The sequence below is a fragment of the Rhizobium lentis genome, assembly GCF_017352135.1.
Taxonomy (GTDB): Bacteria; Pseudomonadota; Alphaproteobacteria; order Rhizobiales; family Rhizobiaceae; genus Rhizobium; species Rhizobium lentis.
Map to the genome: position 1 here is coordinate 2,194,584 of NZ_CP071454.1, position 24,221 is coordinate 2,218,804.

General features: G+C 62.2%; 26 protein-coding genes. 9 read left to right on the plus strand and 17 right to left on the minus strand.

The features are described from left to right. Positions 1 to 82: 82 nt before the first annotated feature. The 5 genes from mutM to J0663_RS10570 all read left to right on the plus strand — a co-directional run bounded on the left by mutM (position 83) and on the right by J0663_RS10570 (position 5,914). On the plus strand, positions 83 to 973 hold the full coding sequence (gene mutM / locus J0663_RS10550) for a bifunctional DNA-formamidopyrimidine glycosylase/DNA-(apurinic or apyrimidinic site) lyase (RefSeq protein ID WP_207244325.1): 891 nt from the start codon (positions 83 to 85) through the stop codon (positions 971 to 973). A gap of 23 nt (positions 974 to 996) precedes the next feature. Next, positions 997 to 1,770 carry an enoyl-CoA hydratase gene (locus tag J0663_RS10555; RefSeq protein WP_207244326.1) on the plus strand — a complete coding sequence of 258 codons (774 nt, stop codon included), beginning with the start codon at positions 997 to 999 and terminating at the stop codon, positions 1,768 to 1,770. A 191-nt stretch (positions 1,771 to 1,961) separates the two neighbouring features. Continuing rightward, entirely contained in the window at positions 1,962 to 2,240 is a 279-nt protein-coding gene (gene rpsT, locus J0663_RS10560) for a 30S ribosomal protein S20 (RefSeq protein WP_037065626.1), read from the plus strand. An 840-nt stretch (positions 2,241 to 3,080) separates the two neighbouring features. After that, positions 3,081 to 4,631, plus strand: a complete 1,551-nt coding sequence (gene dnaA, locus J0663_RS10565) for a chromosomal replication initiator protein DnaA (protein ID WP_207244477.1) — start codon at positions 3,081 to 3,083, stop codon at positions 4,629 to 4,631. A gap of 200 nt (positions 4,632 to 4,831) precedes the next feature. Beyond that, positions 4,832 to 5,914: a saccharopine dehydrogenase family protein gene (locus J0663_RS10570; protein WP_207244327.1), complete on the plus strand. Its 1,083-nt coding sequence runs from the start codon at positions 4,832 to 4,834 to the stop codon at positions 5,912 to 5,914. Between the two features lie 94 nt (positions 5,915 to 6,008). On the opposite strand, the gene hemW is transcribed toward J0663_RS10570, so the two are convergent. Genes hemW through rph form a run of 4 tightly spaced genes read right to left on the minus strand, consistent with a single transcriptional unit; the run spans position 6,009 to position 9,007 of the window. Further along, positions 6,009 to 7,211 (minus strand): radical SAM family heme chaperone HemW, encoded by a 1,203-nt coding sequence (hemW, locus tag J0663_RS10575; RefSeq protein ID WP_207244328.1) that lies wholly within the window; start codon positions 7,209 to 7,211, stop codon positions 6,009 to 6,011. Between the two features lie 9 nt (positions 7,212 to 7,220). After that, positions 7,221 to 7,865 (minus strand): RdgB/HAM1 family non-canonical purine NTP pyrophosphatase, encoded by a 645-nt coding sequence (gene rdgB / locus J0663_RS10580; RefSeq protein WP_207244329.1) that lies wholly within the window; start codon positions 7,863 to 7,865, stop codon positions 7,221 to 7,223. Further along, complete coding sequence (locus tag J0663_RS10585; protein WP_207244330.1) at positions 7,866 to 8,291, minus strand: VOC family protein; 426 nt, start codon at positions 8,289 to 8,291, stop codon at positions 7,866 to 7,868. After that, complete coding sequence (rph, locus tag J0663_RS10590; protein WP_207244331.1) at positions 8,288 to 9,007, minus strand: ribonuclease PH; 720 nt, start codon at positions 9,005 to 9,007, stop codon at positions 8,288 to 8,290. The genes J0663_RS10585 and rph overlap by 4 nt, the downstream gene beginning before the upstream one ends. Before the next feature lie 126 nt (positions 9,008 to 9,133). Here rph and hrcA point away from each other — a divergent pair, with 126 nt between their 5' ends. Together hrcA and grpE are read left to right on the plus strand one after the other, a co-directional pair. Further along, positions 9,134 to 10,222, plus strand: coding sequence for a heat-inducible transcriptional repressor HrcA (hrcA, locus tag J0663_RS10595; RefSeq protein WP_207244332.1), 1,089 nt, complete (start codon positions 9,134 to 9,136; stop codon positions 10,220 to 10,222). Positions 10,223 to 10,334: 112 nt separating this feature from the next. Next, on the plus strand, positions 10,335 to 10,970 hold the full coding sequence (grpE, locus tag J0663_RS10600; RefSeq protein WP_207244333.1) for a nucleotide exchange factor GrpE: 636 nt from the start codon (positions 10,335 to 10,337) through the stop codon (positions 10,968 to 10,970). A gap of 42 nt (positions 10,971 to 11,012) precedes the next feature. Here the strand turns inward: grpE and J0663_RS10605 are convergent, their stop codons facing one another. Next, complete coding sequence (locus J0663_RS10605; protein ID WP_207244334.1) at positions 11,013 to 11,957, minus strand: nucleoside hydrolase; 945 nt, start codon at positions 11,955 to 11,957, stop codon at positions 11,013 to 11,015. Between the two features lie 260 nt (positions 11,958 to 12,217). Here J0663_RS10605 and J0663_RS10610 point away from each other — a divergent pair, with 260 nt between their 5' ends. Together J0663_RS10610 and J0663_RS10615 are read left to right on the plus strand one after the other, a co-directional pair. Next, the gene (locus J0663_RS10610) at positions 12,218 to 12,643 is read left to right on the plus strand and encodes an Hsp20 family protein (protein ID WP_008524633.1); all 426 of its coding nucleotides are present in this window, start codon (positions 12,218 to 12,220) and stop codon (positions 12,641 to 12,643) included. Positions 12,644 to 12,690: 47 nt separating this feature from the next. Beyond that, positions 12,691 to 12,948 carry a BQ00720 family protein gene (locus tag J0663_RS10615; protein WP_088684489.1) on the plus strand — a complete coding sequence of 86 codons (258 nt, stop codon included), beginning with the start codon at positions 12,691 to 12,693 and terminating at the stop codon, positions 12,946 to 12,948. A gap of 167 nt (positions 12,949 to 13,115) precedes the next feature. Here J0663_RS10615 and trmB read toward each other — a convergent pair whose 3' ends face one another. The 12 genes from trmB to tsaB all read right to left on the minus strand — a co-directional run bounded on the left by trmB (position 13,116) and on the right by tsaB (position 24,198). Further along, positions 13,116 to 13,817 carry a tRNA (guanine(46)-N(7))-methyltransferase TrmB gene (gene trmB / locus J0663_RS10620; RefSeq protein WP_207244335.1) on the minus strand — a complete coding sequence of 234 codons (702 nt, stop codon included), beginning with the start codon at positions 13,815 to 13,817 and terminating at the stop codon, positions 13,116 to 13,118. Next, complete coding sequence (metK, locus tag J0663_RS10625) at positions 13,814 to 15,067, minus strand: methionine adenosyltransferase (protein WP_207244336.1); 1,254 nt, start codon at positions 15,065 to 15,067, stop codon at positions 13,814 to 13,816. The genes trmB and metK overlap by 4 nt, the downstream gene beginning before the upstream one ends. 178 nt (positions 15,068 to 15,245) lie before the next feature. After that, a complete protein-coding gene (locus tag J0663_RS10630; RefSeq protein ID WP_207244337.1) occupies positions 15,246 to 15,665 on the minus strand; it encodes a helix-turn-helix domain-containing protein in 420 nt (139 codons plus the stop codon). A 159-nt stretch (positions 15,666 to 15,824) separates the two neighbouring features. Beyond that, positions 15,825 to 17,417 carry an apolipoprotein N-acyltransferase gene (gene lnt / locus J0663_RS10635; protein WP_207244338.1) on the minus strand — a complete coding sequence of 531 codons (1,593 nt, stop codon included), beginning with the start codon at positions 17,415 to 17,417 and terminating at the stop codon, positions 15,825 to 15,827. A 96-nt stretch (positions 17,418 to 17,513) separates the two neighbouring features. Then, a complete protein-coding gene (locus tag J0663_RS10640; protein ID WP_207244339.1) occupies positions 17,514 to 18,662 on the minus strand; it encodes a hemolysin family protein in 1,149 nt (382 codons plus the stop codon). Continuing rightward, positions 18,659 to 19,174 (minus strand): rRNA maturation RNase YbeY, encoded by a 516-nt coding sequence (gene ybeY / locus J0663_RS10645; protein ID WP_207244340.1) that lies wholly within the window; start codon positions 19,172 to 19,174, stop codon positions 18,659 to 18,661. The genes J0663_RS10640 and ybeY overlap by 4 nt, the downstream gene beginning before the upstream one ends. Then, positions 19,174 to 20,226 (minus strand): PhoH family protein, encoded by a 1,053-nt coding sequence (locus J0663_RS10650; RefSeq protein ID WP_207244341.1) that lies wholly within the window; start codon positions 20,224 to 20,226, stop codon positions 19,174 to 19,176. Before J0663_RS10650 ends, ybeY begins: the two co-directional genes overlap by 1 nt. An 18-nt stretch (positions 20,227 to 20,244) precedes the next feature. Continuing rightward, positions 20,245 to 21,654: a tRNA (N6-isopentenyl adenosine(37)-C2)-methylthiotransferase MiaB gene (miaB, locus tag J0663_RS10655; protein ID WP_207244342.1), complete on the minus strand. Its 1,410-nt coding sequence runs from the start codon at positions 21,652 to 21,654 to the stop codon at positions 20,245 to 20,247. Positions 21,655 to 21,702: 48 nt separating this feature from the next. Then, complete coding sequence (olsA, locus tag J0663_RS10660; RefSeq protein ID WP_207244343.1) at positions 21,703 to 22,500, minus strand: lyso-ornithine lipid O-acyltransferase; 798 nt, start codon at positions 22,498 to 22,500, stop codon at positions 21,703 to 21,705. 27 nt (positions 22,501 to 22,527) lie between these two features. Then, the gene (locus J0663_RS10665; protein ID WP_207244344.1) at positions 22,528 to 22,956 is read right to left on the minus strand and encodes a Fur family transcriptional regulator; all 429 of its coding nucleotides are present in this window, start codon (positions 22,954 to 22,956) and stop codon (positions 22,528 to 22,530) included. 82 nt (positions 22,957 to 23,038) lie between these two features. Continuing rightward, the gene (locus J0663_RS10670) at positions 23,039 to 23,533 is read right to left on the minus strand and encodes a GNAT family N-acetyltransferase (RefSeq protein WP_207244345.1); all 495 of its coding nucleotides are present in this window, start codon (positions 23,531 to 23,533) and stop codon (positions 23,039 to 23,041) included. Positions 23,534 to 23,535: 2 nt separating this feature from the next. Continuing rightward, positions 23,536 to 24,198, minus strand: a complete 663-nt coding sequence (tsaB, locus tag J0663_RS10675; RefSeq protein ID WP_207244346.1) for a tRNA (adenosine(37)-N6)-threonylcarbamoyltransferase complex dimerization subunit type 1 TsaB — start codon at positions 24,196 to 24,198, stop codon at positions 23,536 to 23,538. Between the last annotated feature and the right edge of the window lie 23 nt (positions 24,199 to 24,221).

Below are 24,221 nucleotides of genomic sequence, written 5' to 3' on the forward strand. Positions count from 1 at the left end.
ACTGGCCACGCTCTCCGCGGCACACTGGCGCTATAGCGCACATCGTCCTCGGTTGAAACACGTTAGATATAGATGGGTTAAGATGCCGGAATTGCCAGAAGTCGAAACGGTCAAACGCGGCCTGGCGCCGACGATGGAGGGGGCTCGCGTCGCAAGGCTGGAGCTGCGCCGCAAGGATTTGCGCTTTCCCTTTCCCGACGCCTTTTCGGAAAAAGTTTCCGGCCGAACCATTGTCGGGCTCGGCCGTCGGGCCAAATATCTGCTGGTCGATCTCGACGACGGCAACACGCTGATTTCCCATCTTGGCATGTCTGGCTCCTTCCGCGTCGAAGAAGGGGCCGCCTCCGATGCGCCGGGGCAATTCCACCATGCCCGCTCCAAGGACGAAAAGCACGACCACGTCGTCTTCCATCTGGAAAGCCCCGGCGGCTCAAGGCGCGTGGTCTATAACGACCCGCGCCGTTTCGGGTTCATGGATATGGCAAGGCGCGCCGATCTCGCTGCTCATCCCTTCTTCCGCGATCTCGGGCCGGAGCCGACGGGAAACGAACTCAGCGCCGCCTACCTCGCCGAACGCTTCCGTGACAAGGCGCAGCCTCTGAAGAGCGCGCTCCTCGACCAGAAGAATATTGCCGGTCTCGGCAATATATATGTGTGCGAGGCGCTGTGGCGCTCGCATCTTTCGCCGATCCGGGCCGCCGGCACGCTGGTGACGGCAAGCGGCAAGCCGAAGGAGAAGCTGAACCTGCTCGTCGCCTCGATCCGCGACGTCATCGCCGACGCCATCGCCGCGGGCGGGTCCTCGCTGCGCGACCATATCCAGGCGGACGGATCGCTCGGCTATTTCCAGCATTCCTTCTCCGTTTATGACCGCGAAAGTGAGGCTTGCGGCACGCCGGGTTGCGGCGGTACGGTCGCCCGCATCGTGCAGGCAGGGCGCTCCACCTTCTATTGCGCCGCCTGCCAGAAGTAAGAGTGAGAAACCGGGAGAGCAGCATGGCCTATGAGACCCTGATCGTCGAAACCCGAGGCAATGTCGGCCTCGTCACGCTGAACCGTCCGCAGGCGCTGAACGCGCTGAACTCCACCGTCCTTAAGGAGTTGAAGGAGGCCTATGCGGCCTTCCACGCCGACGAAGAGATCGGCGCGATCGTCATCACCGGCTCAGAGCGCGCTTTCGCCGCCGGCGCCGACATCAAGGAGATGCAGTCGCTCGAATTCGCCGCCATGTACAAGAGTGACTTCATCAGCGGCTGGGACGATATCGCCAAGGCCCGTAAGCCCGTCATCGCCGCCGTCAGCGGCTTCGCGCTCGGCGGCGGTTGCGAACTCGCCATGATGTGCGACTTCATCATCGCCTCGGAGACGGCGAAATTCGGCCAGCCTGAAATCACCCTCGGCGTCATTCCCGGCATGGGCGGTTCCCAGCGGCTGACACGCGCCGTCGGCAAGGCGAAGGCAATGGATCTCGTGCTGACCGGCCGCATGATGGATGCCGCCGAAGCGGAACGATCGGGACTCGTTTCGCGTGTGGTGGCGCCCGAGCGTCTTCTCGACGAGGCCTTCGCCGCGGCCGAAAAGATCGCGTCCCTTTCGCAGCCGTCGGTCATGATGGCCAAGGAGGCGGTCAACCGCGCATTCGAGACGACGCTGGAGGAAGGCTTGCGGTTCGAACGCCGCCTGTTTCATAGTCTCTTTGCCACAGATGATCAGAAAGAAGGCATGACGGCCTTCGTCGAGAAGCGCAAACCAGCCTTTAAGCACCGTTGAAAGCTTTTGGGCGCTTCCGGCTGGAAAGCTTGAAAATCCGCGTTGACGTGGGCCGGCTTTAGGGTTATATGCCCGCCCACGGTTCGGAAAGCCGGTCTGGTTTTCCGCGATTGCTCCCGCATTGCTGGATTTGGTGGCCGCAGGGCCCGCGGTAATGACGGAGTTTGTTCGAATTCTTGAGAGAGGCATCCATGGCCAATACAACTTCGGCGAAAAAAGCGACCCGCAAGATCGCCCGCCGTACCGACGTCAATAAGGCTCGTCGCTCGCGCGTTCGTACTTTCGTTCGCCAGGTCGAAGAGGCTATCGCATCCGGCGACGCCGCCAAGGCGAAGGAAGCTTTCCTGGCAGCTCAGCCGGAACTCGCCCGCGCCGCCAGCAAGGGCGTGCTGCACTCCAACACGGCATCGCGCAAGGTCTCTCGCCTCGCCGCTCGTGTGAAGGCTCTTTCGGTCGCCGCGACCGCGTAATCGTCCATTAACGACCTCCTCGTTATGATTAGCCCGGTAATTTTGCCGGGCTTTTTCGATTCCGTCGATTGGCCTCTTCGTGGTTAATTGCGCGACTGTTTCGTGTCAGTGCCATGACAGGAAAAAGCATTTAAAAACAAGGGCTTGCGCAAGGATGCTTTGGGGCCTCGCGACTCTAGGCCGCGCGTCCGGGACCATGGGCGAGTCAAGAAGATTTTTATTTTTTTTCTTTCAATGCGTGTCAAAATAGCCCGAACGGGGAATCTCCTTGATTCAAAAGCGATTCTTTTTTGACGCTGGTGTGACGCCCGAAAAGGGCGGGCGGAGTCAATGGTCGCTTCTTAATTTTGCGTAAAATTCATCGTTGATCTTGCCATTTGATCCTGCCTAAATGGCTTCCAACAGAGGGCGCGGACATCACCTGCAGAGTTCGGTCTTAACTGCCACGTCGGCGGGGCGATACGTTTGTGCCATTTGTTACGGAGCCTTGCGCTTCCGTTTTTTCAAGCACTTGACGGAGTTGGGCCTGTAACGTGGCTGTTACGGGGCAGGGATGTTTTGTGCCTAGGGCAACCACACGTTTAACGTGAGGCTGTCGGATAGGGGATAGTATTATTGCGTTCGGGCTGGTCGGCCGAAACGAGGATTGACCGCCAGCCTGGCACGGAAAGCCGGATGAAGGTGCCGCATGAACGCGGTACCTGCAACGGATTTCTGCGCCGTGTTTGAGTGAACCGGCAGGCAAGCGGCTTCATGAGGATGCCGCCGGCCCGTCAAAGCGGGGAATAATCGGGCGGCTGATTTAGCGGAGGCCGCCCGGTGGAATGGAAAGGCGGCACTATGCAGATGAATACGATGAAGGCGGGCGGGCTCGACAATGGGGATGCGGCACCGCAGGCGTTCGGCTCCATTCGCCTGGAAGTGGGGGAAGTAAAGGCGGAAATGAAGCAGAGCATTTTGTTTGAGCGCGTCAGCGCGCGCTTGAAGGCCCAGGTCGGTCCGGACGTCTATGCCAGCTGGTTTGCCAGGCTGAAGCTGCATTCTGTATCGAAGAGCGTTGTTCGGCTCTCGGTTCCCACGACCTTTCTGAAGTCGTGGATCAACAATCGTTATCTCGATCTCATCACCGGTCTGTTCCAGGCCGAAGACCCGGAAATCCTGAAGATCGAAATCCTGGTGCGCACGGCAACGCGCAGCGGCATGAAGGCCGTCGACGAGGTGGTCCAGCCCGAGCCGGCTGCTCCCGCCCAAATGCGCCGTCCGCCAAGCGCCCAGCCAGCCGGCCAGGCCATCCAGCAGGCGGTTTCGGCTGTTGCGGCCGCACGGCCGGCAAGCCTCGGTACGCCGCTCTTCGGCTCGCCGCTCGATAGCCGTTTCACCTTCGATACTTTCGTGGAAGGCAGCTCGAACCGCGTCGCGCTTGCGGCTGCCAAGACGATCGCCGAAGCCGGCTCCGGCGCGGTGCGCTTCAACCCGCTCTTCGTCCATTCGACGGTCGGCCTTGGCAAGACCCACCTGCTGCAGGCGATCGCCAATGCGGCGGTGCAGAACCCGCGGGCTCTGCGCGTCGTCTATCTGACGGCTGAATATTTCATGTGGCGTTTCGCCACGGCGATCCGCGACAACGACGCGCTGACTCTGAAGGATTCCTTGCGCAACATCGATCTCCTGATCATCGACGACATGCAGTTCCTGCAGGGCAAGATGATCCAGCACGAATTCTGCCATCTCCTCAACATGCTGCTCGACAGCGCCAAGCAGGTCGTCGTCGCGGCCGACCGCGCGCCGTGGGAACTGGAGTCGCTCGACCCGCGCGTCCGTTCGCGCCTGCAGGGCGGCGTGGCGATCGAACTCGACGCGCCGGATTACGAAATGCGTCTCGAAATCCTCAAGCGTCGCCTGGCCGCGGCCCGGCTCGAGGATCCGTCGCTCGAAATTCCGGCCGAATTGCTTCAGCACGTCGCCCGCAATATTACCGCCAGCGGCCGCGAACTCGAAGGCGCCTTCAACCAGCTGATCTTCCGCCGCTCCTTCGAGCCGAACCTGTCGATCGAACGTGTGGACGAATTGCTCGCCCATCTCGTCGGCTCCGGCGAGCCCCGCCGTGTGCGCATCGAGGACATCCAGCGCATCGTCGCCAGGCACTACAATGTCTCGCGCCAGGAACTGGTTTCCAACCGCCGCACCCGCGTCATCGTCAAGCCACGCCAGATCGCCATGTATCTGTCGAAGACGCTGACGCCGCGCTCCTTTCCGGAGATCGGCCGCCGTTTCGGCGGGCGCGATCACACGACCGTGCTGCATGCCGTGCGCAAGATCGAGGAGCTGATTTCCGGCGACACCAAGCTTTCGCACGAAATCGAGCTTCTGAAGCGACTGATCAACGAATAGTCCGCGCAAGCGTCCCTGGCGCGTTCGAAGAACGCCCTGTGCAGCGAGAATTCGACGGCCGGAAGCGATTCCGGCCGTTTTCTTTTATGAGCTTTTTATTCTATACCTCCGGCCCGAGATGTGCCGCCCGCAAATGGGCGGCATCTTGGAATACGATTCGATAAGAGCAGAAGCGTCGAAGAGGCGCGCGGGAGGAATGAATGAGTTTTAGAAAGATCGCCGTTCTCGGTCTCGGCAAGGTCGGGCGGCTGGCGGCCACGCTTTTGCATGAAGGCGGCTTCGAGGTGATCGGCGTCGATGCGCAGCTGCCGCTGGCCGAGGTGCCATTCAAGTGCCGCACCGGCGATATTTCCGATCCCGCGGTCATCGGCGAGCTGCTCTCGAGCGTCGAGGCGGTGCTGTCCTGCCTGCCCTATCATCTGAACATCGAATTGGCCCGCGCCGCCCATCTTGCCGGCATCCACTATTTCGATCTGACCGAAGATGTGCCTACGACCAATTTCATCATCGAGCTGTCGAAGACTGCCCGTGGCCTGATGGCGCCGCAATGCGGCCTGGCGCCGGGTTTCGTCGGCATCGTCGGCGCAAGCCTCGCCGACGGCTTCGATCGCTGCCGGTCGATCCGCATGCGCGTCGGCGCCCTGCCGCAGCATCCGACCGGCCTTCTCGGCTATGCCTTCAACTGGTCGCCGGAAGGCGTCGTCAATGAATATCTGAATGATTGCGAGGTCATCGAGGGCGGCGTTCGCAAGCTCGTCTCGCCGATGGAGTGGCACGAGACCGCCTATGTCGGCGGCGTCAAGCTCGAAGCCTTCACGACCTCGGGCGGTCTCGGCACCATGTGCGACACCATGCTCGGCAAGGTCGACAATCTCGACTACAAGACCATGCGTTATCCCGGCCATATGGAGCTGATGAACTTCTTCTTCCATGAGCTGCTGATGCGCGACAAGCGCGAGCTCGCCGGCGAGATTCTGACCAATGCCAAGCCGCCTGTCGAAGACGACGTCGTCTATGTCCATGTTGCCGCCGAGGGCACCGAGAACGGCAGCCTGCGCCGCAAGGAATTCGTGCGTGCCTATTATCCGATCGAGATTGCCGGCGCCCGCCGTACGGCGATTGCCTGGACGACGTCGGCCTCCGTCGTCGCCGTCATCGAAATGGTCCGCGACGGCCTCTTGCCGGCGACCGGCTTCCTGCACCAGGAGCATATACCGCTGGACATGTTCCTGAAGACGCCGACAGGCAGCCTTTTCAAATCGGGCGCTACCGGCCATCGCTGAGAAGTCTTTCCGGCGTGGACGGCGGCATCGCCGCCGCGCCGGGATCAGCCGATTTCCCGAACGCCGCGGCCCCGAATGTCAGCAGGCCCGAATGTCAGCAAGCAAGGTCGGCGACAACGGAATCGAGGATCAGCATGCCGGATGGCGTGCAGCGCAGCCGCGAATTGCCGATCCGCTCGACGAATTTGTGCTGCAGCAGAAATTCCTCGCGTTTCGGGTCGAGTTCGCGGCCCGAAAGCTGCTGCCAGCGGGCGAGATCGACGCCTTCTCTCAGCCGCAGTCCCATCAGCAAGAGCTCGTCCGACTGCTCCTCGTAGCCGAGCCGCTCCTCGTCGAGAATGCCGTGGCCATCGCGCTCGACCATCTCGAGCCAGGCCTCCGGCTTGCGCTCGGTGGCGGTGGCGATCTTTTCAGGCCCGCGCGTCAGCCGGCCATGGGCGCCGGGGCCGATGCCGGCATAATCGCCGTAACGCCAGTAGGTGAGGTTATGCCGGCTTTCGGCACCCGGCCGGGCATGGTTGGAGACCTCATAGGCCGGCATGCCCTCGCGCGCGGTGATCTCCTGCGTTGCCTCGTAGAGCAGCGCCGATTGCTCACCATCCGGCACGATCAGCTTGCCTGATTTGTGCAGGCCATAGAAGGGCGTGCCTTCCTCGATGGTCAGCTGATAGAGCGACAGATGGTCGACCGCATAGGAGATCGCTTGCTTCAGCTCTCTTTCCCACTCTTCGACCGTCTGGTCCGGCCGGGCATAGATGAGGTCGAAGGACATGCGCGGGAAGATCTCGCGCGCCAGTCGGATCGCTTTCAGCGCGTCGGCGACGTCATGCAGCCGGCCGAGGAATTTCAGATCCCGGTCATTAAGCGCCTGCACCCCGAGCGAAACACGGTTGACGCCGGCCACACGATAACCGCGGAAGCGTTCGGCCTCGACGCTCGACGGATTGGCCTCCATGGTGATCTCGATGCCGGCGGGCACGTGCCAGTGCCGGGCGATGCCGTCGAGAATGGCGGAGACCGTTTCCGGCTTCATCAGCGACGGCGTGCCGCCGCCGAGGAAGATGCTGGACACCGTCTTCGGCCCGCTGAGTGCCCGGACCGCCGCCGTTTCCCTCAGAAAGGCGGCGGCAAAGCGCTCCTGATCGACCGGCTGATGGCGCACATGGCTGTTGAAGTCGCAATAGGGACACTTCGCCGCGCAGAAGGGCCAATGCACATAGACGCCGAAACCGGGCTCGCCGGTATCGGGCAGAAGTGCGGCGTCGCGCGACAGGCTTGGCGTGTCAAAATTGCCCACGGACCGATCCTATGCCTCCAGGCAGGTTTCGACGAAAAGCTTGAAGGCGCGCGCCCGGTGCGACAGCGCCTGCGGCTTGCCAACGTTCCAGCCGTGCTTTTCCTCGCCGCTCATTTCCCCGAAGGTAACGTCGTAACCCTCGGGCTGGAAGACCGGATCGTAGCCGAAGCCCTGGGTGCCGCGCGGCGGCCAGACGACGCTGCCTTCGACCTCGCCTCGAAAGAGTTCGGTGTGGCCGTCCGGCCATGCCAGGCAGAGCACGCTGACGAAACGCGCCCCGCGCTGTTCGCGCGTCGTGGCCCCGGCATCCTGCAGCGCCTTTTCCACCTTGGCCATCGCCATGTCGAAATCGCGCCTGCCGTCCGACGTCTCCGCCCAATTGGCGGTGTAGACGCCGGGATTGCCGCCGAGTGCGTCGACCACCAGCCCGGAATCGTCGGACAGCGCCGGCATGCCGGCGGCATTGGCCGAGGCGACCGCCTTGATCGTCGCATTCTCCTCGAAGCTCGTGCCGGTCTCGTCGGGCTCGACGAAATTAAGCTCGGCGGCGGATTTAGCGGTGAAGCCAAGCGGCCCGATCAGTTCCTGGATCTCCCGGATCTTGCCTGCATTGTGGCTGGCGACGACGATGGTTTTGGTTTCGAGCTTGCGCATTCAGATATCCTGTTCGATGCCCCAGATTTTTGCCTCCGCGCATTCCAGGCTGTTGCCGGCCGGATCGCGAAAATAGATCGAGCGGCCGCCATTCGGCCAGTGCACCTCGGATTCGATCGCCACACCGGCGGCAATCAGCCTTTCGGCCATCGCATCGATCTGGCTGCCGGACACTCGGAAGCAGGCATGACCCTGGCCGGTCGTGCCGTGCGGAGGCACCTGCAGCGCCTCCGGTGCCGGCGGCTTGACCGTTTCCTCCGGGTTGAAGATCAACAGGACGCCGGGTCCGCAGCGGAAGAAGACGTGTCGGTTGCCGGCCCGGGTGATCTTCTCCAGCCCGAGAACGTCCTCGTAGAACGTCTCGGCCTGGTCGAGGTCCCGCGCATAGAGCGCCGTTTCCAACATGCCTTCCAGCATGGGGTTCATCCCGCAATCGCCTCTTTCTGCAGAGCGACGAGTTCGCCGATGCCGTTCTTGGCAAGCTGCATCAGCGAGGTGAATTCCTCTTCGCTGAACGGCGTGCCTTCGGCCGTGCCTTGGATCTCGACGATGCCGCCGGCGCCGGTCATGACAAAATTCGCATCGGTCTCGGCCGAGGAATCCTCGAGATAATCGAGATCGATCACCGGTTGGCTGGCGAAAACGCCGCAGGAGATGGCGGCGACATGATCCTTAAGGACCCGGTCGACCTTGATCATGTTGCGGCTTTCCATCCATTTCAGGCAGTCGTAAAGCGCGATCCAGCCGCCGGTGATCGAGGCCGTCCGCGTGCCGCCATCGGCCTGGATGACGTCGCAATCGAGCGTGATCTGCCGTTCGCCGAGCGCCTGTAGATCGACGACGGCGCGCAGCGAGCGGCCGATCAGCCGTTGGATTTCCTGGGTGCGGCCACCCTGCTTGCCGGCGGCGGCCTCGCGCTTCATCCGCTCGCCGGTCGCCCGCGGCAGCATGCCGTATTCGGCCGTGACCCAGCCCTTGCCGGTGTTGCGCAGCCACGGCGGTGTCTTGTCCTCGAGACTTGCCGTGCAGAGCACATGCGTGTCGCCGAATTTCACCAGGCAGGAGCCTTCTGCATGCTTGGAAAAATTGCGCTCGAACGAGACCTTGCGCATCTGGTCGGTTTTTCTGCCTGAAGGCCGCATTCTTATCTCCTGGAGTTGTTGACCGCTTCTACGATTGGCGGCGCTCATTTGCAAATTCCCTTTTGCCACGGGTGCGAGTTTGACTATATTTTCGGGAGCATCATCAGGATGGGTTTGAAAAGGTTTATGGGCATCAGGTCGACGTCGGTTTCGGATGCCGTTGCTGCGCTGGACGAACGGTCCAGAGAAATTTTTCGCCGCATCGTCGAAGGTTATCTCGAAAGCGGCGAGCCGCTCGGCTCGCGCAACCTGTCGCGCCTGCTGCCGATGTCGCTGTCGCCGGCCTCCGTGCGCAACGTCATGAGCGATCTCGAAGAGCTCGGTCTCATCTATTCCCCGCATGTCAGCGCCGGCCGGCTGCCGACCCAGATCGGCCTGCGTTTCTTCGTCGATGCCTTCATGCAGGTCGGCGATCTCTCCGCCGAAGACCGGGCCAATATCGACCGCCAGGTGCGCGCCGAAAGCGGCGGCAATCCGGTGGAATCGATGATGAACGAGGCCAGCCGGATGCTGTCGGGCATCTCGCGCGGCGCCGGCCTCGTCATCACCTCGAAAAGCGATCCGGTGCTCAAACATGTCGAGTTCATCCGGCTTGAGCCGACAAAAGCGCTCGCCGTGCTCGTCGGCGATCACGATCAGGTGGAAAACCGCATCATCGAGCTGCCGGCGGGCGTCACCTCCTCGCAGCTGACGGAGGCGGCGAATTTCCTCAATGCCCATATGTCCGGCCAGACCCTGTCGGAGCTGCGCAAGCAGCTGAGCCGGCTGAAGGACGACGTCCGTCACGAGCTCGATGCCCTGTCACGCGATCTCGTCGAGCGCGGCATCGCCGTCTGGGCCGGCAGCCCGGATGAGGGAAAGCCCGCCCAGCTGATCATTCGCGGCCGCGCCAATCTGCTCGAAGGCCTCGCCGGCGCCGAGGATCTCGACCGGCTGCGCCTGCTGTTCGACGATCTCGAGAAGAAGGACAGCCTGATCGAGATTCTCAATCTCGCCGAGAGCGGCTCGGGCGTGCGTATCTTTATCGGTTCGGAAAACAAGCTCTTCTCGCTGTCCGGCTCGTCGCTCATTGTCGCGCCCTATCGTGACGATGACGATCGCATCGTCGGCGCCGTCGGCGTCATCGGCCCGACGCGGCTCAATTATTCCCGCATTGTGCCGATGGTGGATTACACCGCGCAGCTCGTCTCTCGCCTTTCGCGCAATCCCCTTTGACGTCGCAAATGCCGAAGGCCTGGAATTTTCGCTTCTTTGTCACGCAGACTTGATTTTTTTTGGTCAAACCTCGATATCGGGCGCATCTGAAAATACCAAACCGGAGACCGTCATGACCGATGAAACGACGAAAAACGGACCTGACGCAACTGCGGCTGATGCCGCAGCCGACGCTGCCGTCAACGTCGAGCCTGAAGCAACCGAGCGGCAGGAGGTAAGCCAGCCGGACCCCCTCGAGCTTCTCAAAGCCGAAAATGCCGAGCTGCGCGATCGCTATCTGCGCCTCGCTGCCGAGATTGACAATCTGCGCCGCCGCACCGAGCGTGAGGTGAAGGATGCGAAATCCTATTCCGTCGCCGGTTTCGCCCGTGACATGCTCGCCGTCTCGGACAATCTGCGCCGGGCGCTGGACGCCATCTCTCCGGAGGCCAAGGCGACAGCCGATGCCGGGCTCACCTCGCTGATCGAGGGCGTCGAGATGACCGAGCGATCCATGCTGTCAGCGCTCGAACGCCACGGCGTTCGCAAGCTGGAGCCGGTCGGTCAGAAATTCGATCCGAACTTCCATCAGGCGATGTTCGAGGTGCCGAACGCCGAGGTGCCGAATAACACAGTTGTTCAGGTCGTGCAGGCCGGTTTCACAATCGGCGAGCGCGTGCTGCGCCCGGCCATGGTCGGCGTCGCCAAGGGCGGCCCGAAGCCGGCCGAAGCCGAAACCAATTCCGTCTTCGACGAGAAGGACGCCTGAGGTCGCTCCCTTCTCCGTCGATGAGAAGGGAGCGACAAAGGATCAGATGCGGGCGAAGCGTTCGATCAGCAAATCGAAGAAGCCGTCCGCATCGACGAAGCGCATCACCTTGGCGTTGTGCTTGCGGTCGGTCACATGCCACCAATCGATGACGGTCATGCCGACGGTGAGTTCGGACTGGACTTCGATTTCGACATTGCAGTCCCGGCCCTGGAAAAGTTCCGGCTTCAAGAGATAGGCGACAACCGTCGGGTCATGCAGTGGCCCGCCGTCGGAGCCGTATTTCTCGATGTCGAAGCGCTCGAAGAATTCCAGCATCTCGACCATCGCCTTTGCCGGCGCCGTGCCGATCTCGGCCATGCGCTTCACCCGGTCCTTGCGGGTCAGCAATTGATGCGTCACGTCGAGCGGCATCATCACGATCGGTACGCCCGAGCGGAAGACGATGTCGGCTGCCTCGGGATCGACATAGATGTTGAATTCTGCCGCGGGCGTGATGTTGCCGCCCTCGAAGAAGCCGCCGCCCATCATCACCAGCTCACTCACGCGGGGGATGATGTCGGGCGCCTTGCGGAAGGCCATGCCGATATTGGTGAGCGGCCCGAGCGTGCAGAGCGTCACCGTTCCTTCCGGCTCGCGGCGCAGCGTCTCGATGATGAAATCGACGGCATGGCCTGGCTGCAGCGCCATCGTCGGCTCGTCGAGCGCGGGGCCGTCAAGGCCGGTCTTGCCATGCACATGTTCTGCCGTCACCAGCTTGCGGGCGATCGGCTTGTCGGCACCGGCGAACACCTTCGTCTCCGTCCGGCCGCAGAGCTCGCAGACGATGCGGGCATTGCGGCTGGTGAGCGAAAGCGGCACGTTGCCGGCGACAGTGGTAATCCCCAGAACTTCCAGCTCATCAGGACTGCCGAAGGCAAGCATGATGGCCGCCGCGTCGTCCTGGCCGGGATCCGTGTCGATGATGATTTTTCTCACGCTTGCCATTCCGATCGCCCCTCCTCGCCATGCCGTTTCCGGCAAATACCATCTCTTCATTTCCCGTCACAAATCGGCACATGCCGCGCGGGCACGTTTTGATGCGAGGCAGCCAGCCCTTTGTCAAGCAAGGAGGCGGTCGCCGCGAACTTAAAATCGGGGAGGGCGGGCCGCGCCTTGCAGCGCCGGGCTCATGCCCCCATATTAGCGGCATCCGGATGCTGCGTGTAAGGTCCGGGATGGTCGCTTGCGTCAAGGACTTGAAAAATATGAGCCGCATTACCCCTTTCGCCAGCCCGCTGCTTCTGGGCTTCGACGCCATGGAAAAGACGCTGGAGCGCATTTCAAAGGCGAGCGACGGATATCCGCCCTACAATATCGAGCGCATCGCCGCCGATAGCGGTGCGCCGGAACGTCTGCGCATCACCCTGGCCGTTGCCGGTTTCAGCGAGGAAGAACTCGACGTTTCCACCGAGGAAAACCAGCTTCTGATCCGCGGCCGCCAAGCGGAGCAGGGCGAGCGGGACTATCTCTATCGCGGTATTGCTTCCCGCCAGTTCCAGCGGACTTTCGTTCTTGCCGACGGCATGCAGGTGCTCGGCGCCGGCCTGAAGAACGGTCTGCTCTCCGTCGATCTAATTCGACCGGAACCCGCCCGCATGGTCAAGAAAATTAACATTTCGGTCTCACAGTAGCACAACGGTTTGTTGAACCGTTGGTCCCTTCTGCCGGAGGAACAGGAATGTTGATGAAAGAAGCCACGTCTCGTCTGACCAAATCCGAGCTTGCCCATATCGGCAACGGCGAGGTCGCCTATATCAGGAAGATGCGCACCGAAGAGGTCGCCAAGTGCTTTCCCGAGGCGCCGGATATCGATCCGAATGTCGATCTCTGGGCGCTCTTCGGCGCCGACGGCACGCCGATTCTGCTGACGGACAACCGTTCCAGCACCTTCTTCAAGGCCGCCGAGGATGAACTGAAGACGGTCAGCCTGCACTGACCGTCAAATAGCGTCTGCTCTGTTTCACCGCCCTTTTCGGTGCGCGGATGGTTTATTTGGTTTCGTTGCTGTCGCGGCTGATATTGCGACATCACGCGCAGCCTACTTACAGACACGCGCGTCATTAGCCGGCCGACAATTGTCGCGCCACCGTGCTTGCCTCGGCCTCAGATCTTCCTGAAGGTCAGATAGGCCGACGACCGGCCCTCACGCCGCGCCTTGGCTTCGTAGCGGGTGCTCGGCCAGCCCTCATAGGGCGTCAGCCAATCCGCCGCATTGTCGGCCAGCCACTCGAAGCCGCCATGGTCGCGGCATTTGATCAGCGTCCAGTTGACGTAGGTGTCGATATCGGAGGCGAAGCAGAAGAGCCCGCCGGGCTTCAGCACGCGGTGAAAGCGGTCGAGATTGGTCTTCGAGACAAAGCGCCGCTTCCAGTGCTTCCGCTTCGGCCAGGGATCGGGATAGAGCAGATCGATCTGGTCGAGCGAAGCGTCGGGCAGCCAGTCGAGCAGCTGCGTCGCGTCGTCATTATAGACGCGGATGTTGCGCGCGCCCGTCTCACGGACGCGTGACAGCAGCTTCTGCATGGAGTTGACGAAGGGTTCGACGCCAATGAAACCGGTCGAAGATCTCTCCAGCGCGCGGTGGATCAGATGCTCGCCGCCGCCGAATCCGATTTCCAGCCGCAATGTCTCGACGGGAACCGGGAAGAGGGATGTCAGCGGCTCTGGGGGAGCCGCCGAGAGATCGATGAGGAATGCCGGGAGCAGGCTGCTCAGTGTCTCGGCCTGCTGTTCGCGCAAGGCCTTTCCCTTGCGGCGACCGAAAAAGGCTTCGGTCGCCCGTCCCCGGCGTTCCATATCCGTCATGCAGCCGCCTTGGTCTTGACGGCTTCCTTGAGCGCCTTGACGAGGTCGGTGCGTTCCCAGGAGAACGAGCCGTCGCGGCCGGCCTTGCGGCCGAAATGGCCGTAAGCCGAGGTCTTGGCATAGATCGGCTTGTTGAGGTCGAGATGACGGCGGATGCCCGACGGCGACAGGTCCATGTTCTCGCGGATCGCAGCTTCGACCTGGTCCTCCGAAACACCCTTGCCGGTGCCGTGCAGGTCGACATAGATCGACAGCGGCTGGGCGACGCCGATGGCGTAGGAGAGCTGGATCGTGCAGCGGTCGGAAAGACCGGCGGCCACGACGTTCTTGGCGAGATAGCGGGCGGCATAGGCGGCCGAACGGTCGACCTTCGTCGTGTCCTTGCCGGAGAATGCGCCGCCGCCATGCGGAGCGGCACCGCCGTAGGTGTCGACGATGATCTTGCGGCCGGTGAGGCCCGCATCACCATCCGGTCCGCCGATGACGAACTTGCCGGTCGGGTTGATGTACCACTTGCAGTCCTCGGCGATCTTCAGTTCGCCGAGCGCTTCGCGAATATAGGGTTCGACGACGGCGCGGACCTTGTTCGAGTCCCAGCTATCGTCGAGATGCTGGGTCGAAAGCACGATCGAGGTCGCTTCCGACGGCTTGCCGTCGACGTAGCGCACGGTCACCTGGCTCTTGGCGTCGGGGCCGAGCTTGGCGACTTCGCCGTCGCCCTTCTTGCGGGCGACTGCGAGCAGCTGCAGGATCTTGTGGGAATAATAGATCGGAGCCGGCATGAGGTCCGGCGTTTCCTTGCAGGCGTAACCGAACATGATGCCCTGGTCGCCGGCGCCCTCGTCGCCCTGCTGGTCGGCGGCGTTGTCGACGCCCTGTGCGATGTCGGCCGACTGCGAGTGCAGGAGCACGTCGATCTTGGCCTTCTTCCAGTGGAAGCCGTCCTGTTCGTAGCCGATATCCTTGATGGCGCGGCGGGCGGCGGCCTTGAACTTCGACGGATTGATGACGTCCTTGCCGTCCTTGTCCTTCTTCATCAGGCTCGGCGGCAGGCGGACTTCGCCGGCGATCACGACGCGGTTGGTCGTCGCCAGCGTTTCGCAGGCAATGCGCACGCCCCACGGATTGACGCCGGTCTTGGCCGCTTCGCGGTAGACCAGATCGACGATCTCGTCGGAGATGCGGTCACACACTTTGTCCGGGTGACCTTCGGCAACAGATTCGCTGGTAAAGAGATAATTCGCGCGCATTCCGGGATTCCCCTCAAAGAATAATAGCTCGCTAGTAGGTACTCAGTTCGGCAGCCGATGACAAGCGCAGAAGGACATAAATATATCTTTATATCTGCGGCAAAGTGACAAATTTTGCCCCGAAAATGCAAAAAAGCGGCCCTTCGACCGCTTTTTCATTTCCGTGATGGGACCCGGATCAGTCGGCGTCGGCTTCGGCAGCGAGCGCCTTGACCAGTTCCACGACCTTGCGACGAACCTTGGGGTCGGAGATCTTGACGAAGGCGCGGTTGAGTTGCAGGCCCTCAGAGGAAGAGAGGAAGTCGACCACATAATTCGAGCTGGAGGCTTCGGCCATGCCGCCGACAGCACCGGAATGTTCGCCGGGCGCATCCTCGAAGAAGAAGGAGACCGGAACATTGAGGATGCTCGAGATGTTCTGCAGACGGCTTGCGCCGACGCGGTTTGTGCCCTTCTCATATTTCTGGATCTGCTGGAAAGTGATGCCGAGGCTTTCGCCAAGCTTTTCCTGGCTCATGCCCAACATCGTTCGGCGAAGGCGAATGCGGCTGCCAACGTGGATGTCGATCGGATTAGGCTTCTTCTTGTTTTCAATCATTGTCGTGCCCTAGCTACGAATTTCTGTTTCCAACCGGCATACCCCTGATCCATCCCAAAACGCCACGTTGCAAGCAGTGGGGAATCCACCGTCATGCCACGTTAACAACGCCGATTGTCATCACTATGCAATTTTAGGGGTTTTTGGTCAATTCGACCCTCAAATAAAACCTGCGCGAGAAATCAGCGCAATCAGAATCAGCAGTGCCTCGGTCAACCAGAAGTATGTCTGGTGGGGGTATGTGGTTCCGGACCTTTCGCCGAAGCTATCGACAGTTGCATCAATAAAGCCGGTTTCTCCAAGATCAAGGCCGGCGATAATTTCCCCATGCGCGTTCACCAGCGCCGAAATGCCGTTGTTGGCATCGCGAATCAGCGGCAGGCCGGTTTCAACGGCCCGCACCCGCGCCTGCTGGAAATGCTGATAGGGGCCGGGCGTGATGCCGAACCATGCATCATTGGTAATATTGAGGAGCGCATTCGCGTCGTTTATGTCGCCGGTCATTTCAGCGGGAAAAATGATCTCGTAGCAGATCAGCGGGTAAAGATTGAGGCCGCCGGGCAGCGCCAGCAGGTGCCTGCTTGCGGCGGCGGAAAACCCGCCCGGTATCTCGACGACGTTTTGGATGCCGAGTTCGGTGAGCATGTCCTCGAAGGGCAGATACTCGCCGAAAGGCACCAGATGCACCTTGTCGGAGGCGGCGATGATCTGGCCGCGGCCATCGATCACATAGATCGAATTGTAGTAGCGCACCGGCGTGCCGGGCCCCATCTCCTCGGCGCGCACCGCGCCGGCGATCAGGATCTGGTTGTCGTCGAGTGTATCGGCGATCCGCGTCAGCGCATCCTGGTTGTCGGTCAGGATGAAGGGGATCGAGGTTTCCGGCCAGACGATGATGTCGGGCTTGCGCCCGCCGGTTTTCGGCGCTTCGGCCGAAAGCTTCAGATGGGTCTCGAAGATCGCATTGCGATCGGCGTCGTTGCCCATCTTCGCCGCCTGGTCGATGGCGGGCTGCACCAGCCGCGCCACCGGCCGCTTGTCTTCGGGCAATGGGGCGGGCCGCGGCGCAAGATAAAGTGCATAGGCGCCGTAACCTAGATGGGTGGCAAACAGCAGGACAGCGAGCGCGATGCCCGCCCGCGCGCCCTGCCGGGTCCCGGCAAGGGCAGGCGCGGAAAAGACGAAGACGGCAAAGGCTGTCACCGTGATCGTCCCGATCACATGCGCCGACTGCATCATCAAAGGAACCGGCATTATGCCGTAGCCGATAGCATTCCAGGGAAAGCCGGTAAGAACCACGCTTCGGAGCCATTCCATCAGGCCGAAGCCGGCCGCAAGTGCGGCGATCCGCCCCATGCCGTCGGACCAGACGATCCGGGCAAGGGCCGCCGCCAACCCATAGAAGATCGCAAGACAGGCTGGCAGTCCGAGGATGGCGAGCGGCAGTGCCCAGGCGAATTCCTCCGAATCGACCAGCAAGGCGTGGCCGAGCCACCACAGGCCGGCGACGAAATAGCCGAAGCCGAACAGCCAGCCGACCGCAAAGGCCGGCCACAGCCGGCCGATCAGGCCGCTTTCAGGCGAAGCCGCCGCCCCGTCGATCAGCCAGACGAGCAGCGTGAAGGACACGAACATCGCCGCGAAAAACCCGAAAGGCGGCAGCGCCAGCACGGCCAACACCCCGGCGGCGACGGCCAGCAACAACCGTTTGACACCCCAGACGAGGATAACCCTGTCCGCCAGCCGCTCCATGCGCACTCCCGTCAAGCCGCGAATCAACCCATTCGCAGTCTTTCAAAAAAGCGGCACTTTGTCGTGCAAATGCATGTCGCCCGAATGCCACGCGCTTTAGTTAGCGGTCGATTCGGCCGGCCGGTCGTCGCCGGCTTCGGAGCCGGGCGTGATGTCGCCGGCCTCCTTGGCGCGACGCCGGATCGCGTGACGCTTGCGGGTGATGCGCAGCCGCTTGATGCGGCGCGGATCGGCGTCGAGGATGTGGAATTCGAAATTCGGCAGGGCCTGGACGACTTCGCCGCGGACCGGGATGCGGCCGAGCGCGGAGAAGATCAGCCCGCCCAGCGTGTCGACCTCGTCGACCTGTTCGCTGATGTCGAAATCCGGTCCGATCGCTTCGGCGATCTCTTCCAGCTCAACGCGGGCGTCGGCGACGAAGACGTCTTCGGCGACGCGCTTGAACATGACCTCTTCGTCGTCATGTTCGTCGTCGATGTCGCCGACCACCATTTCGACGATGTCCTCATGCGAGGCGAGCCCGTCGGTGCCGCCATATTCGTCGATGACGAGCGCCATCTGCGTGCGGTTCACCTGCATGCGGCGCAGCAGGTCGGAGGCCAGCATCGACGGGGGCACGAACAGGATCTTGCGGATGATGCCGGCCTCGGCCAGCGTCTTCTGCAGGTCGACGCGGGCAAGGTCGAAATTCGGCTTGGTCGAACGCGGTGGCTTCTGGATGTTTTCCGGCGCGACGTCGATCGCCGGCACGGCAATGGCGGGCTTGGCCGGGCCGCGGCGCTTGTTGCGCGCCTGCTTGGCGACATAGGAGAGCAGATCGCGGATATGCACCATGCCGCGCGGATCGTCGAGCGTATCGGCATAGACCGGCATGCGCGAGCGGCCGGATTCCTCGAACAGGATCATCAGCTCGCCGATGGTGATGTTCTGGTCCACCGCCTCGATATCGGCGCGCGGCACCATCACGTCGGCAACGCGCACCTCGCGAAAGCGCAGGATATTGTGCAGCATCGCCCGTTCGTCCGGCGAGAAGGCGTCATCGCCGGCCGCATCGGTCATCAGCGCGTCGGCAAGATCCTCGCGCAGCCGCGAGCCCTGCTGCGGGCGAAGGATGCGGGCGGCCCGCGACCAGAAGGATTGGGATCGGCCGGATGGCCGACTACTACTGCCTGCCTCGTCCGAAGAGGAGGAGGATGGCTCGGAGTCCTTGGCGTCTGCCGCCGGCTTCGTCGTAAAGTCGCTCATGGTTCCATTTTAAGGTCTTGACCCTCGTAGGGATCAGATAGGCCGAGCTGCGCCAAAATGCGAGTCTCCAGCCCCTCCATAATTTCGGCTTCGGTATTATTCATATGGTCGTAGCCGAGAAGATGCAAGAAACCATGGATCAGGAGATGGGTCAGGTGATCGTCGAAACTCTTTTCGAGCTCCTGGGCTTCCCGCTCCACCGTCTCCCGCGCGATGATGATGTCGCCGAGCATCGGGCCGGGCATCTTGCCGGGCTGAACGGGAAAGGCGGGGAAGGAGAGCACGTTGGTGGCCTTGTCTTTGCCGCGCCATTCGGCGTTGATGTCCTGGATCGAGGCGTCGTCGGTGAAAACAAGCGAGACTTCAGGCGGCATCGTCGGAAACGGCTGCTTCTCGCTGTCGCGGAGATAGACCACAGCCGCCCCGAGTACGCGCTCGCAAAACACCAGCAGCGTCTCTTCGCCGGGCCAGCCGATGTTCTCGATGCTGATCTGGATATCGAGTTCGGCCATCAGTCCGGCCGGCTGATTTCTTCGGTCGCGACGGAATAGGTGGCGTCATAGGCTCTGACGATGCGGCCGACCAGCGGGTGGCGGACGACGTCGGTATCCTTGAAGCGCACGATCGAGATCCCGTCGACGCCGTTCAGAAGCTCCAGTGCCTCGACGAGGCCGGATTTGACGCCGCGCGGCAGGTCGATCTGGCTCGGGTCGCCGGTGACGATCATGCGCGCATTTTCGCCAAGACGCGTCAGGAACATCTTCATCTGCATCGACGTCGTGTTCTGCGCTTCGTCAAGGATGATGGCGGCATTGGCGAGCGTGCGGCCGCGCATGAAGGCGAGCGGCGCGATTTCAATGACGCCGGCGGTGATCGCCCGGTCGACCTTGTCGGCGGGGATCATGTCGTAGAGCGCGTCATAGAGCGGGCGCAGATAGGGATCGACCTTTTCCTTCATGTCGCCGGGCAGGAAGCCGAGCCGCTCGCCGGCCTCGACGGCCGGGCGCGACAGGATGATCTTTTCGACGGCGCCGCGCTCGAGCAGCTGGGCGGCATGGGCGACGGCGAGATAGGTCTTGCCGGTGCCGGCCGGGCCGACGCCGAAGACCAGCTCGGCACGTTCCAGCGCCCTGATATAGGCGTCCTGCGTCGGCGTGCGGGCGATGATCGTCTTCTTGCGGGTGGAGATCTGCGCCATCGTCAGCTTGGCCTTGCGCTCCATGGTGGGCAGGCTGAGCTGATCGTCGGCGGCGACCGCCATGCGGATTGCGCCCTCGACGTCGGATCGTTCCACGCTGCCGCCTTTCTGAAGTTTTTCATAGAGATAATCGAGCGTGCGCCGTGCCTGGTTGGTGGTCACGACATCGCCCGATATGACGACGGAGTTGCCGCGCGCCCGCGCATCGATGTTGAGCCGCTCCTCGAGCAGCTTGAGGTTCTGGTCGAACTGGCCGAAGAGTTCGCTGGCGAACCGATTGTTCTCGAACGTCAGGACGAAGTGATTGGTGTCGCTCGGCGTGCGGGGGTGGCGCGGTGAAGAAGAAACCAATTCTTGTCCGTTCAAGCGGTCGGGCTCCTTGGGTTAGACCGCAGCCTCTGCGCGTTCGGCAAACAGGCTGTTCGTTCCGGTTCCGGTGATTCGCACTTTAATAATGTCACCGATTTGCGATGCTTTTGCATCAACATTCACGGATTGAAGCCAGGGAGAACGTCCGATCAGCTGTCCCGGCATGCGGCCGGGCTTTTCGAGCAGCAGATCGATCTCTTTGCCGATGCAGGATTCGGCAAATTCCTGCTGCTGCTTCAGAAGAAGCGCTTGCAGGCGTTCCAGCCGTTCTGCCTTGATCTCTTCCGGCACCTGGTCCTTCAGTTCCGCGCCGGGTGTGCCCGGCCGTGTCGAGTATTTGAACGAGAAGGCCTGCGCGTAACGCACCTCCTCCACAAGCCTCAGTGTATCCTCAAAATCCTTGTCTGTCTCCCCCGGAAAGCCGGTAATGAAGTCGCCCGACAGTGCGATGTCGGGCCGCACCGCGCGAATTCGCTCGATCAGCGCAAGATATTCGGCTGCCGTGTGGCGCCGGTTCATCGCTTTCAGGATGCGGTCCGAGCCCGACTGCACCGGCAGGTGCAGATAGGGCATCAGTGCCCTCAGATCGCGATGGGCGTTGATCAGCCGGTCGTCCATGTCGCGCGGATGGCTCGTGGTATAACGCAGACGGGCAAGGCCGGGGATTTCGGCGAGGCGGTAGAGCAGATCGCCGAGGCTCCATGCCTCGCCGCTTGGCCCTGCGCCGTGCCAGGCATTGACGTTCTGCCCGAGCAGGGTGACCTCGCGCACCCCGCCCTCGACCAGCTTTTCGGCTTCCTCGACGATCTGGGCAACCGGCCGCGACACTTCCGAGCCGCGCGTATAGGGCACGACGCAGAAGGTGCAGAACTTGTCGCAGCCCTCCTGTACGGTCAGGAAGGCGGTGACGCCGCGGGCGCGGATCTTCCGGCTCTCGGCGATCGGCAGATGCTCGAACTTGTCCTCGATCGCATATTCTGTGTCGACGACGCGCTGGCCCTCCTTGGCCCGGCGCAGCGCCTCCGGCAGGCGATGGTAGGTCTGTGGGCCGATGACGACGTCGACGGCCGGCGCCCGGCGCAGAATCTCTTCGCCTTCGGCCTGGGCGACGCAGCCGGCAACGCCGATCATCATCTCCCGGCCGTCGGCCGCCTTCTTCTTTTTCATCTCGCGCAGCCGTCCGAGCGCCGAATAGACCTTCTCGGCCGCCTTCTCTCTGATATGGCAGGTGTTGAGAAGAACGAGGTCCGCCTCTTCCATGTCCTCCGTCGGCTCGTAGCCGTCGCGGGCGAGCGCATCGCTCATGCGCGTGGAATCATAGACGTTCATCTGGCAGCCATAGGTCTTGATGAAGACCTTGCGGCTGTTGGAGCCATCGCGGAGGGAAACCTCCGGGGCTTGAAGAAGGGCGCTGTCCTGTGTCATGGCGCGCTATTTAGTGGTTTTTGCCGTCCGAGAAAAGGGACTCTCGGCTCAGCCGACATCGCGGCCGCGCAGGCTTCCGTTAAGAAGGCGGCGGATGCGGGTGGCGATCGTCGCGCTGACATCCTTGCGGTTGGTCTTGTCGCCATATTCGATCGCCTCTCCGAACGAGACCTCGGCGTCGATCGCGCCGCATTTCACGATGTCGATCAGATGCGGCAGAAGCTCGATATCGCCCGGCCAGGCGGCGAGCGGCCGGTGATAGCGGCCCATGGCGATGCCATGGACCCTGGTATAGGCGATCGAAACCGGCTGGACCATGACCATGCCGGTCGGGGAGAAGGGCACGGCCATCGCGGCTGCGCCGAAGAGAGAAGACTTGACTTCCAGCAGACGATTGCCGTCCGAGGTCGTTCCCTCGGGAAACAGCACCACGATCTCGCCGTCGGCCATGCGGCCGGCGATCTCGCTTGCCTGGTCGCCGGTGCGGCGCTTTTCCTCACGCACGACGAAGACGCTTTTCTGCAGCTTGGCGAGTGTGCCGAAGATCGGCCAGTCGCGCACCTCGATCTTGGCGATGAAGGCGACGTCTGCAACGGACGACATCACCATGATATCCATCCAGGACGAATGGTTGGAGCAGAGCATCAGCGGCCGGCGGCCTTCCAGACTCCCCGTCACGCGCACGCGAATGCCGAGGCAATAGCAGACGATGCGGTGCCAGACACGCGGAAGCCAACGGCGCAGCCGCCAGTCGAAGCGCAGCGCCAGCACCTGGAGCGGCATGAGCACGATGCTGACGGCAAGGATGACGACCGCAGCAAGGGCGATGCGCAGCCAGGCGATCAAATGCGGCACTCCCGGGCGGCCATCGCTTCAGAGATCTTCCTTCTTCAATGGAATGCCATAGAGCTCCAGGCGGTGGTCGACCAGCTGGAATCCGTGTTCGCGGGCGATGCGCTCCTGCAGCGCCTCGATCTCTGGCGAGCGGAATTCGATGACGGTGCCGGTCTTCAGGTCGATGAGGTGGTCGTGGTGCTCTTCCGGCACCGTTTCGTAGCGCGAGCGGCCGTCGCGGAAATCGTGGCGGGCGATGATGCCGGCATCCTCGAACAGCTTGACGGTGCGATAGACTGTTGAAATCGAGATTTTCGTGTCGACCTTCACCGAACGGCGGTAAAGCTCTTCGACGTCGGGATGGTCTTCGGACTCTTCGAGGATGCGCGCGATGACGCGGCGCTGCTCGGTCATGCGCATGCCGCGTTCGGCGCAAAGCTCCTCAAGGGTCTTGGCTACATCCGTCATGGCACGCCTTCAAAAATAATCGCGTTTCGACAATGCCCCTACGGCGTTGCGCCGGTGCGCAGGTCATCTCTCTGCCACGGAACTATCGAAGAACGCGCTTCATGACAAGCGCCGTGGAAAGGGCGCCGTTTTCCTGTTTGTAATAGCCCTGGCGCTCGCCGACCTTTTCAAAGCCGAGCTTGCGGTAGAGGCCAAGCGCCGCCGTATTGCCGTTGTCGACCTCGAGAAACATGGTCTCGCCGCCACGTGCCCGCGCCTCGCGCATCGCCGCCTGCATCAACCGCCAGCCGAGCCCGGCGCGGGCGACTTTCGCCTGCACGGCGATCGTCAGGATCTCGGCCTCGCCGGCCACCTCGCGGGCAAGGATGAAGCCGGGAAGCGGCTTTTTCAGGATGGCATTGGTCTGGCGCGCGACGAAGCCGAACACCGTCTCCTGCGACAGCAGGCTGTGAAACTCGCCGTCGCCCCAGGGCCGGGCAAACCGCTCGCCGTGCAGCATGGCGACGTCGTGGCAATCCTCGCGCTCCATGGCAATGATCTCGAATTCCGGCTTAAGCGTCAGATAGGCTTCCAGCATGGTCACACTCGTCGTGCAATCGCATATCCGGCCTGCGGCTTGGCATCCGGTCCGCGCAGATAAAGGGGCTTGGGTTTTCCGGCATCGGCAGAGGCGGCAGCACCCAGGCGCGCCACCACCGAAATCGGGAAGACATTGGCGTTATCGCCACCGACGCCGGCCTTGAGGAGCGGCGTTGCCGAACCGGTGATCTCGCCGTCGAAGCCGGCGGCGAAAGCCTGGGCCTCGGCGACGCTTGCCGCCCGGGGCGCATCAAGCGGGGAACCATCGGCCGCGAAGGACTGGAGATAGATTTCGTCGCGCTTGGCGTCCATCGCCGCCAGCACGGCGCGGCCGGGGGTCTTCTCACGCTGGGCTGATGCCATCACTTCGAGCGTAGTGACGCCGACGACAGGCACATTGAGGGAAAGCGCAAAACCACGGGCTGCGGCAACGCCGACGCGGATACCGGTAAAGGAGCCGGGGCCGATGGTAACGGCAAGCCGGTCAATATCAGACAGCGTTATGTCGGCCTGACCCAGCGCACGGTCGACTATATCGATCAGATGTTCAGCATGCCCCTTCCCGATCATGTCCGATGCCTCCCCCAGCACCGTATTCCTGCCGCTGTCGTAAACGGCGGCAGCGCAATCCACACCCGCGGTGTCGAGCGCCAGAATGATCATGCCATAAGTTTCCGAATAAACTG

Bases quoted from the DNA above. Each gene is read 5' to 3' on its own strand.
- rdgB (WP_207244329.1), bottom strand. From the start codon at position 7,865: ATGCGCAAGCTCGAAACCAAAACCATCGTCGTCGCCAGCCACAATGCA.
- dnaA (WP_207244477.1), top strand. From the start codon at position 3,081: ATGCAGATGAATACGATGAAGGCGGGCGGGCTCGACAATGGGGATGCG.
- J0663_RS10605 (WP_207244334.1), bottom strand. From the start codon at position 11,957: ATGGCAAGCGTGAGAAAAATCATCATCGACACGGATCCCGGCCAGGAC.
- grpE (WP_207244333.1), top strand. From the start codon at position 10,335: ATGACCGATGAAACGACGAAAAACGGACCTGACGCAACTGCGGCTGAT.
- J0663_RS10585 (WP_207244330.1), bottom strand. From the start codon at position 8,291: ATGAACCCCATGCTGGAAGGCATGTTGGAAACGGCGCTCTATGCGCGG.
- J0663_RS10615 (WP_088684489.1), top strand. From the start codon at position 12,691: ATGTTGATGAAAGAAGCCACGTCTCGTCTGACCAAATCCGAGCTTGCC.
- J0663_RS10665 (WP_207244344.1), bottom strand. From the start codon at position 22,956: ATGACGGATGTAGCCAAGACCCTTGAGGAGCTTTGCGCCGAACGCGGC.
- rph (WP_207244331.1), bottom strand. From the start codon at position 9,007: ATGCGGCCTTCAGGCAGAAAAACCGACCAGATGCGCAAGGTCTCGTTC.
- lnt (WP_207244338.1), bottom strand. From the start codon at position 17,417: ATGGAGCGGCTGGCGGACAGGGTTATCCTCGTCTGGGGTGTCAAACGG.
- ybeY (WP_207244340.1), bottom strand. From the start codon at position 19,174: ATGGCCGAACTCGATATCCAGATCAGCATCGAGAACATCGGCTGGCCC.
- rpsT (WP_037065626.1), top strand. From the start codon at position 1,962: ATGGCCAATACAACTTCGGCGAAAAAAGCGACCCGCAAGATCGCCCGC.
- trmB (WP_207244335.1), bottom strand. From the start codon at position 13,817: ATGACGGATATGGAACGCCGGGGACGGGCGACCGAAGCCTTTTTCGGT.
- hrcA (WP_207244332.1), top strand. From the start codon at position 9,134: ATGGGCATCAGGTCGACGTCGGTTTCGGATGCCGTTGCTGCGCTGGAC.
- J0663_RS10670 (WP_207244345.1), bottom strand. From the start codon at position 23,533: ATGCTGGAAGCCTATCTGACGCTTAAGCCGGAATTCGAGATCATTGCC.
- mutM (WP_207244325.1), top strand. From the start codon at position 83: ATGCCGGAATTGCCAGAAGTCGAAACGGTCAAACGCGGCCTGGCGCCG.
- metK (WP_207244336.1), bottom strand. From the start codon at position 15,067: ATGCGCGCGAATTATCTCTTTACCAGCGAATCTGTTGCCGAAGGTCAC.
- miaB (WP_207244342.1), bottom strand. From the start codon at position 21,654: ATGACACAGGACAGCGCCCTTCTTCAAGCCCCGGAGGTTTCCCTCCGC.
- J0663_RS10610 (WP_008524633.1), top strand. From the start codon at position 12,218: ATGAGCCGCATTACCCCTTTCGCCAGCCCGCTGCTTCTGGGCTTCGAC.
- tsaB (WP_207244346.1), bottom strand. From the start codon at position 24,198: ATGATCATTCTGGCGCTCGACACCGCGGGTGTGGATTGCGCTGCCGCC.
- J0663_RS10570 (WP_207244327.1), top strand. From the start codon at position 4,832: ATGAGTTTTAGAAAGATCGCCGTTCTCGGTCTCGGCAAGGTCGGGCGG.
- J0663_RS10640 (WP_207244339.1), bottom strand. From the start codon at position 18,662: ATGAGCGACTTTACGACGAAGCCGGCGGCAGACGCCAAGGACTCCGAG.
- J0663_RS10555 (WP_207244326.1), top strand. From the start codon at position 997: ATGGCCTATGAGACCCTGATCGTCGAAACCCGAGGCAATGTCGGCCTC.
- J0663_RS10630 (WP_207244337.1), bottom strand. From the start codon at position 15,665: ATGATTGAAAACAAGAAGAAGCCTAATCCGATCGACATCCACGTTGGC.